The organism is Acidovorax sp. CF316 (genome assembly GCF_000276605.1).
In the GTDB taxonomy this organism is placed as follows: Bacteria; Pseudomonadota; Gammaproteobacteria; order Burkholderiales; family Burkholderiaceae_C; genus Acidovorax.
The window spans coordinates 22638-28637 of sequence record NZ_AKJX01000017.1 but is presented as its reverse complement, the minus strand read 5'-3'; the positions used below and the strand labels follow the sequence as shown (position 1 = coordinate 28637).

Here is a 6000-nt window from a genome sequence, read left to right as displayed (position 1 = left end):
GGCGCCCGCCGGTGGCGGCTGGCGCCTGTGGCCCCTGTGCGATCGACCGCCCGTGCGCGGCGCGGCAGAGATGGCGCAGGGCCTGGTGGCCCTGCTGGGCGATGCCGCCCACCCCATGCTGCCCTACCTGGCCCAGGGCGCGGGCATGGCCATCGAGGATGCGGCCGAGCTGCAGCGCGCCCTGTCCATGCACGACCTGGAGGTACCGCTGCGCCTGACGCGCTACGCCCTCAACCGCTGGCAGCGCAATGCCCGCGTGCAGGCGCGCGCCACGCGCAATGGCCGCATCTTCCACGCCATGGGGCCCGTGCGCTGGGGGCGTGACGCCTCGCTGCGCCTGCTGGGCGCGCGCGTGCTGGACCTGCCCTGGCTCTACCGGGGTGACGGTTCAGTGGCGAGCTCGCTCTAGGACGCCACGAGGGGACAGTCCGCCAGCACCCGCTCGGCCAGCGTCTGGCGCAGGGCCTGCAGCGCGGCGATGCGTGCGTCGATTTCGATCAGCTTGGCGGACAGCACCTCGGTGACGGCGGGTGCCGGGTCGGGCGCATCCCAGATCGCGGGCAGGCGGTCGCCGATCTCGGCCAGCGTGAAGCCCAGTTGCTGCGCGGTGCGGATGTACTGCACCAGCATCAGCACCTCGTCAGGATAGTCGCGGTAGCCGTTGGGCAGGCGGCGTGCGCGGATCAGCCCCTGTTGCTCGTAAAAGCGCAGGGCTTCGCGGCTCATGCCGGCGGCGGTGGCAAGTTCTCCGATCAGCATGGCATGGCTCCTTACCCAAAAAAGTGCTTGACCCTGAAGCGTACTTCAAGGTGGAAGCTCGGGGCCTTCTTCACTCCGAACTTTGTCACGCCATGCCCATTCCTGCCTTCTCAACGCCCCGCTACCTTGCCATCGTGCGCGCCAGCGGCTGGTACGACCTCATCGTGACCTGGCCCTTCGCCCTGCCGTGGACTTTTGCCTGGCTCTACGGCACGCTCACCTGGCTGTCGACCTCGCTGGGCCTGCCCGGCACCCTGCACCCGCTCGATGGCACCCACATGCTGCTGGCCAACCTGCTCGGTTCGGTGGTGGTGGTCTGGTCCATCGCGCGCATCTTGGCGCCCGGCGTGCTGCTGGGCCGGCTCGATGGCCTGGCGCGGTTCCTGTTCGCCACCTGGCAGGCCTACGCGGTGGCGCAGGGGGCCAGTGCCATCGTGCTCGGTTTCACCGCCTTCGAGCTGCTGTTCGGCGTGCTGCAATGGTGGCGCGTGGCCGGGCAGGGCGGTGTCGCCTGCCCCGCCAAAATCAGTGCGCGGGGGCCGGCAGCAGCCTGAACGACAGCACACCGGCTGCCAGCAACGCCGAGATGCTCAGCATCACGGCCACATACGGATCGGCGCCGCGCGCAGAGGCCAGCGAGGCGGCCAGCCCCGTGAGCCACTGCATCAGCGCCACGCCGAGGAACAGCGCCATGGTGAACACCGCCATGGCGCGCCCGGTCATGGCCGCCGGGTAGGCCGAGCGCACGTCCGCGTACTGCAGCACCATGTAGCCCGAGAGCAGGCCCACGGCGATGGCGCCGCCCACGTCCAGCCACTCCCGGTGCAGCAGGCCGATGAGCAGGAACAGGCCGCACAGAACCACCGTGAAACCCGTGATCCAGCGCCTGCGGTGCGCCGGGCCGGGGTCCAGGCGGCCGAAGTACGCCGGGGTGAACAGCGACACCAGCGAGGACAGCATGGCCACGTTGCCGCTGGCCACCAGCGAGTAGCCGTGCCGCTCGATCAACAGCGGCCCCAGCCACAGCCCGCGCAGGGTCAGGAAGGACGCATACGTGGTCAGCGCCAGCAGCATGATGCCCGCGGTGTGCGGCAGCAGGAACAGCGCACCGAAGCCGCGCACGGCCGAGGCAATCGATTCGCGTGGAGCATCGGCGGTGTGCAGCGGCTCTACAGGCTCGTGCACCTGCCACCAGATCAGCAGCCAGGCCAGCGCCGCCAGCCCCGCCAGCACGCCGAAGCCCGCGCGCCAGGAGGAGTGCTGCACCAGCCAGGCCAGCGGCGTGCCCGTGAACAGCATGCCCAGGCCGCCGATGCCCATGGCCACGCCCGAGACCATGGCAAAGCGCCCCGGGGGGAAGTAGCGCGCGATGAACACCGTGCACACCAGGAAGGCCGGCGCGCAGCCCACGCCGATCAGCACCTGCCCGAGCAGCACCATGCCGTAGCCCGGTGCCAGTGCCGACAGCAGCGACCCGGCGATGGTCAGCGGGAAGGCCACCAGCAGCGTGCGCCGCACGCCGTACAGGTCGATGCCCACGCCCATGAACAGCTGCATGCCGCCGAAGGCGAAGGCAAAGGCCCCGGCGAATGCGCCCAGGGCCTGCGCCGACAGCCCGAACTCCGCGCGCAGCCCGGTGGCGATGATGGCCGTGATGGTGCGAAAGGCCTGGCTCAGCGCAAAGCCCGAGACCAGGGCCAGCAGCATCACCCAGGCGACCCGGGGGGCGAGCAGGGGCGAAGGGGGTGAGGGCTGGGCGGACTCTGCGGTCTGGGGCGGCAAGGGGTGTCTCCGGGAGGGCGCGCACGGTGCGCGCCGCGTTCGAGGGTACACGGTGCGCGGGCGACTGGCTGTCCCCCATGCGGAGGATGTCTCAGAGGTCCGTGCGCAGCTTCCAGATCTCGGGGAACAGCACCACGTCCAGCATCTTGCGCAGGTAGCTCACGCCGCCCGTGCCGCCGGTGCCGCGCTTGAAGCCGATCACGCGCTCCACCGTGGTCACATGGCGAAAACGCCACAGGCGGAAGGCGTCTTCCAGGTCGGTGAGCTCCTCGCCCAGCTGGTACAGGTCCCAGTGCTTGTCGGGCGCGCGGTACACGGTGAGCCAGGCCTGCTCCACGCCGTCGCTCTCGGCGTAGGGCAGGGTCCAGTCGCGCTCGGTGTGGCTGGCCGGCACGGGGATGCCGCGGCGCGCCAGCAGGCGCAGGGCCTCGTCGTACAGCGAAGGCGCCTCATAGGCGGCCTGCACCTGGGCCAGCAGGTCAGCGCGGTGCTCGTGCGGCTTGAGCATGGCGCGGTTCTTGTTGCCCAGGGCGAACTCGATGCTGCGGTACTGGTAGCTCTGGAAGCCGCTGGACTGGCCCAGGTAGGGCCGCATGGCGCTGTACTCGGGCGGCGTCATGGTGGCCAGCACGTCCCAGGCATGCACCAGCTGCTCCATGATCTTGGAGACGCGGGCCAGCATCTTGAAGGCCATTTGCAGTTCGTCCTGCGCAATGTGGCCTATGGCGGCGCGCAGCTCGTGCAGCATGAGCTTCATCCACAGCTCGCTGGTCTGGTGCTGCACGATGAACAGCATCTCGTCGTGCGCCGGCGACAGCGGCTTTTGCGCCGTGAGGATGGCGTCGAGCTGCAGGTAGTCGCCGTAGCTCATGCTTTGGCTGAAGTCGAGCTGGGCGCGCTCCTCGTGCACGATGGATTCAGGCTTGCCGCTGGCGGGGCCGGCCGCGCCGGGTTCTGCTGGGGTGTGGGAGAAGGGGCACATGGCTCAGGTCACCGCATGGATCTGGTTGAACTCGGGGCGCTGCCACTCGGCCGCTTCGAGCACCTGGCGCAGGTGCTCCACGGCGTTCCACACGTCCTCGTAGCCGATGTACAGCGGCGTGAAGCCAAAGCGCAGGATGTCCTTGTGCGGGCCCTGGCCGCCATCGCCCTTGCGGAAGTCGCCGATCACGCCGCGCGCGATCAGCGCCTGCACGATGGCATAGGCACCGCTGCCCTGGCCATTCAGGCCCTGGCCCTCGTCGCGTGTCAGGCACACCTGCGAGCCGCGCTGTGCGTGCGCAACCGGCGTGGCCAGGCCCAGGCCGTGGCCGGCGCAGCGCTCCTGCACCAGGGCGATGAACAGGTCCGTCAGCGCCAGCGACTTGGCGCGCAGCGCGGCCATGCCGCCCAGCGGTTGGGCCGCGTCGAACACGTCCAGGCCGCACTGCAGGGCCGACAGGCTGATGATGGGCTGCGTGCCGCACAGGTAGCGCGTGATGCCGGGGGCCGGCTGGTAGTCCGGCGTGAACTGGAACGGGGCGGCATGGCCCCACCAGCCCGACAGTGGCTGCCAGAAGCGGTTGGCATGGCGCGGGTGCACCCAGGCGAAGGCCGGTGCGCCCGGGCCGCCATTGAGGTACTTGTAGCCGCAGCCGATGGAGAAATCGGCGCCTGCACCGTTCAGGTCCACCGGCACGGCGCCCGCGCTGTGCGCCAGGTCCCACACGGTGAGGATGCCGGCTGCATGCGCGGCGGCCGTGGTGCCTGCCATGTCGTGCATGGCGCCGGTGCGGTAGTTCACGTGGGTGAGCATCAGCACGGCCACGTCGGCTGTCAGTGCGGCGGCGATCTCCTCGGGCTCCACCAGCACCAGCTCCAGCCCGCGCTCCCTGCACAGGCCTTCGGCGATGTACAGGTCGGTCGGGAAGTTGCTGCGCTCGCTGACCACGCGCTTGCGCGCCGGGCTGTCCTCGCGGGCGATGTTGAGCGCGGCGCTCAGCACCTTGTAGAGGTTGATGGAGGTGCTGTCGGTGCAGACCACCTCGTCCTTGCCCGCGCCGATGAAGGGCGCGAGCTGGTTGCCCAGGCGCTGCGGCAGGTCGAACCAACTGGCGGTGTTCCACGAGCGGATGAGGTCGGTGCCCCATTCGCGCGTGACCACGTCGGCCACGCGGGCCGCAGCCGCCTTGGGCAGCACGCCCAGGGAGTTGCCGTCCAGGTAGATCACGCCCTCGGGCAGGCTGAAGTGCCCGCGCAGCGGGGCCAGGGGGTCTTGCGCGTCGAGCGCGCGGCAGTCTTGCAGGGTGGTCATGGGAGTCGCGGGTTAGGTCGTGGAATCAGGCCAGGGCGCGCAGCACGGCGCGCACGGGGGAGGCGTCGGCCGTGGTGAGCTTGAGCGGCAGGGCGATCAGTTCGTAGTCGCCCTCGGGCACGCCGTCGAGTACCAGGTTCTCCAGCACGCGCAGGCCGCGCTGGCGGATCACCTGGTGGCTGTCCAGGGTCTTGCTGTCGGCCGGGTCGATGCTGGCGGTGTCGATGCCCACCAGCAGCATCCCGAGGTCGGCCAGGCGCGCGATGGTGGCCGGGGCATAGGCGGCCAGGGCCCCATCCCAGCGGTCCACCGGCATGGTCTCGTAGGTGCGCACCAGCACGCGCTGGGGCAGGGTGGCATCGACCGCATGGGCGATGTGCTCCCACTCGATCAGCGGGCCACGGCCGATGGCATGGATGACGCGGCAGGGGCCGAGGAAGGCCTCCAGCGACACGTCACCGATGGTGGCGCCCTCGGCGTCGTAGTGCAGCGGCGCATCGGCATGTGCGCCCACGTGGGGCGAGAGGGTGATGGCGCTCACGTTCACCGGGCAGCCGGGCCCGATCGTGGCGCACCACTGCTGGCTGTAGGCCGTGTCGCCGGGAAACACGGGGCTGCCCGCATGCACGGGCGGCGAAATGTCCCAGAGCTGGCGTGCGTTGGGGGTGTGGCTTGCTTGCATGGGACAAAGTTTGCATGTCCCGGAAAACCCGTGGTGTCGGTTATTTCCAACAGCAGGGGGATTTTTTGTTGAAGCCTAAACTAGTTTGGACCGGTCAGAAAACCAGGCCTTCTGCCAGGGGCGGCAGCCCGTGGCGCGTGCGCGCCTTGTTGCAGGCATGGTCACCGGCCTCGAATTCGCGGCAGGGCGAGGGCCGCCACTCGTAGATGCCGCAGGCCGCCTTCTCGCCCACTGTGCCCGTGAGCGCTGCGCAGCGCGCGGGCACGTGGTCCGTGCCGCGCATGCGGCAGGTGCTCTCGGTGACCTCGACGGCCAAGCCGCCGGGCACGGTGCCACCCATCTCCTGCATCTCGTGGACCGAAAAATCCACGCGAAAGCTCGCGCAGCAGGCGCCACAGGTCAGGCAGGGGTGGGCGGATTCGGACATAAGAAAGCGTGCCGCGGTGGGCTCAAGGGACTTGTCGAGGGGCTGAGATGGTACGCC

General features: G+C 69.8%; 8 protein-coding genes. 2 read left to right on the top strand and 6 right to left on the bottom strand.

The annotated features are described in order from the left end of the window. Positions 1–409, top strand: a 409-nt coding sequence (locus PMI14_RS02300) for an FAD-dependent monooxygenase (RefSeq protein ID WP_007849004.1), incomplete at its 5' end; no start/stop codon positions are given. On the opposite strand, the gene PMI14_RS02295 is transcribed toward PMI14_RS02300, so the two are convergent. Next, a complete protein-coding gene (locus PMI14_RS02295) occupies positions 406–759 on the bottom strand; it encodes a MerR family DNA-binding protein (protein ID WP_007849002.1) in 354 nt (117 codons plus the stop codon). The two genes, PMI14_RS02300 and PMI14_RS02295, sit on opposite strands and share 4 nt — an antisense overlap. Positions 760–851: 92 nt before the next feature. On the opposite strand from PMI14_RS02295, the gene PMI14_RS02290 reads away from it, so the two are divergent. After that, positions 852–1313, top strand: coding sequence for a hypothetical protein (locus PMI14_RS02290; RefSeq protein WP_007849000.1), 462 nt, complete (start codon positions 852–854; stop codon positions 1311–1313). On the opposite strand, the gene PMI14_RS02285 is transcribed toward PMI14_RS02290, so the two are convergent. The 5 genes from PMI14_RS02285 to PMI14_RS02265 form a co-directional block, all read right to left on the bottom strand. Further along, positions 1285–2466, bottom strand: coding sequence for an MFS transporter (locus PMI14_RS02285; RefSeq protein WP_052024305.1), 1182 nt, complete (start codon positions 2464–2466; stop codon positions 1285–1287). The two genes, PMI14_RS02290 and PMI14_RS02285, sit on opposite strands and share 29 nt — an antisense overlap. A gap of 166 nt (positions 2467–2632) precedes the next feature. After that, positions 2633–3523: a tryptophan 2,3-dioxygenase gene (gene kynA / locus PMI14_RS02280; RefSeq protein WP_007848997.1), complete on the bottom strand. Its 891-nt coding sequence runs from the start codon at positions 3521–3523 to the stop codon at positions 2633–2635. 3 nt (positions 3524–3526) lie between these two features. Next, complete coding sequence (kynU, locus tag PMI14_RS02275) at positions 3527–4834, bottom strand: kynureninase (RefSeq protein WP_007848994.1); 1308 nt, start codon at positions 4832–4834, stop codon at positions 3527–3529. Positions 4835–4859: 25 nt separating this feature from the next. Beyond that, positions 4860–5516, bottom strand: coding sequence for an arylformamidase (gene kynB, locus PMI14_RS02270; RefSeq protein ID WP_007848993.1), 657 nt, complete (start codon positions 5514–5516; stop codon positions 4860–4862). Between the two features lie 94 nt (positions 5517–5610). After that, positions 5611–5943 carry a YkgJ family cysteine cluster protein gene (locus PMI14_RS02265; protein ID WP_007848991.1) on the bottom strand — a complete coding sequence of 111 codons (333 nt, stop codon included), beginning with the start codon at positions 5941–5943 and terminating at the stop codon, positions 5611–5613. Positions 5944–6000: the final 57 nt, after the last annotated feature.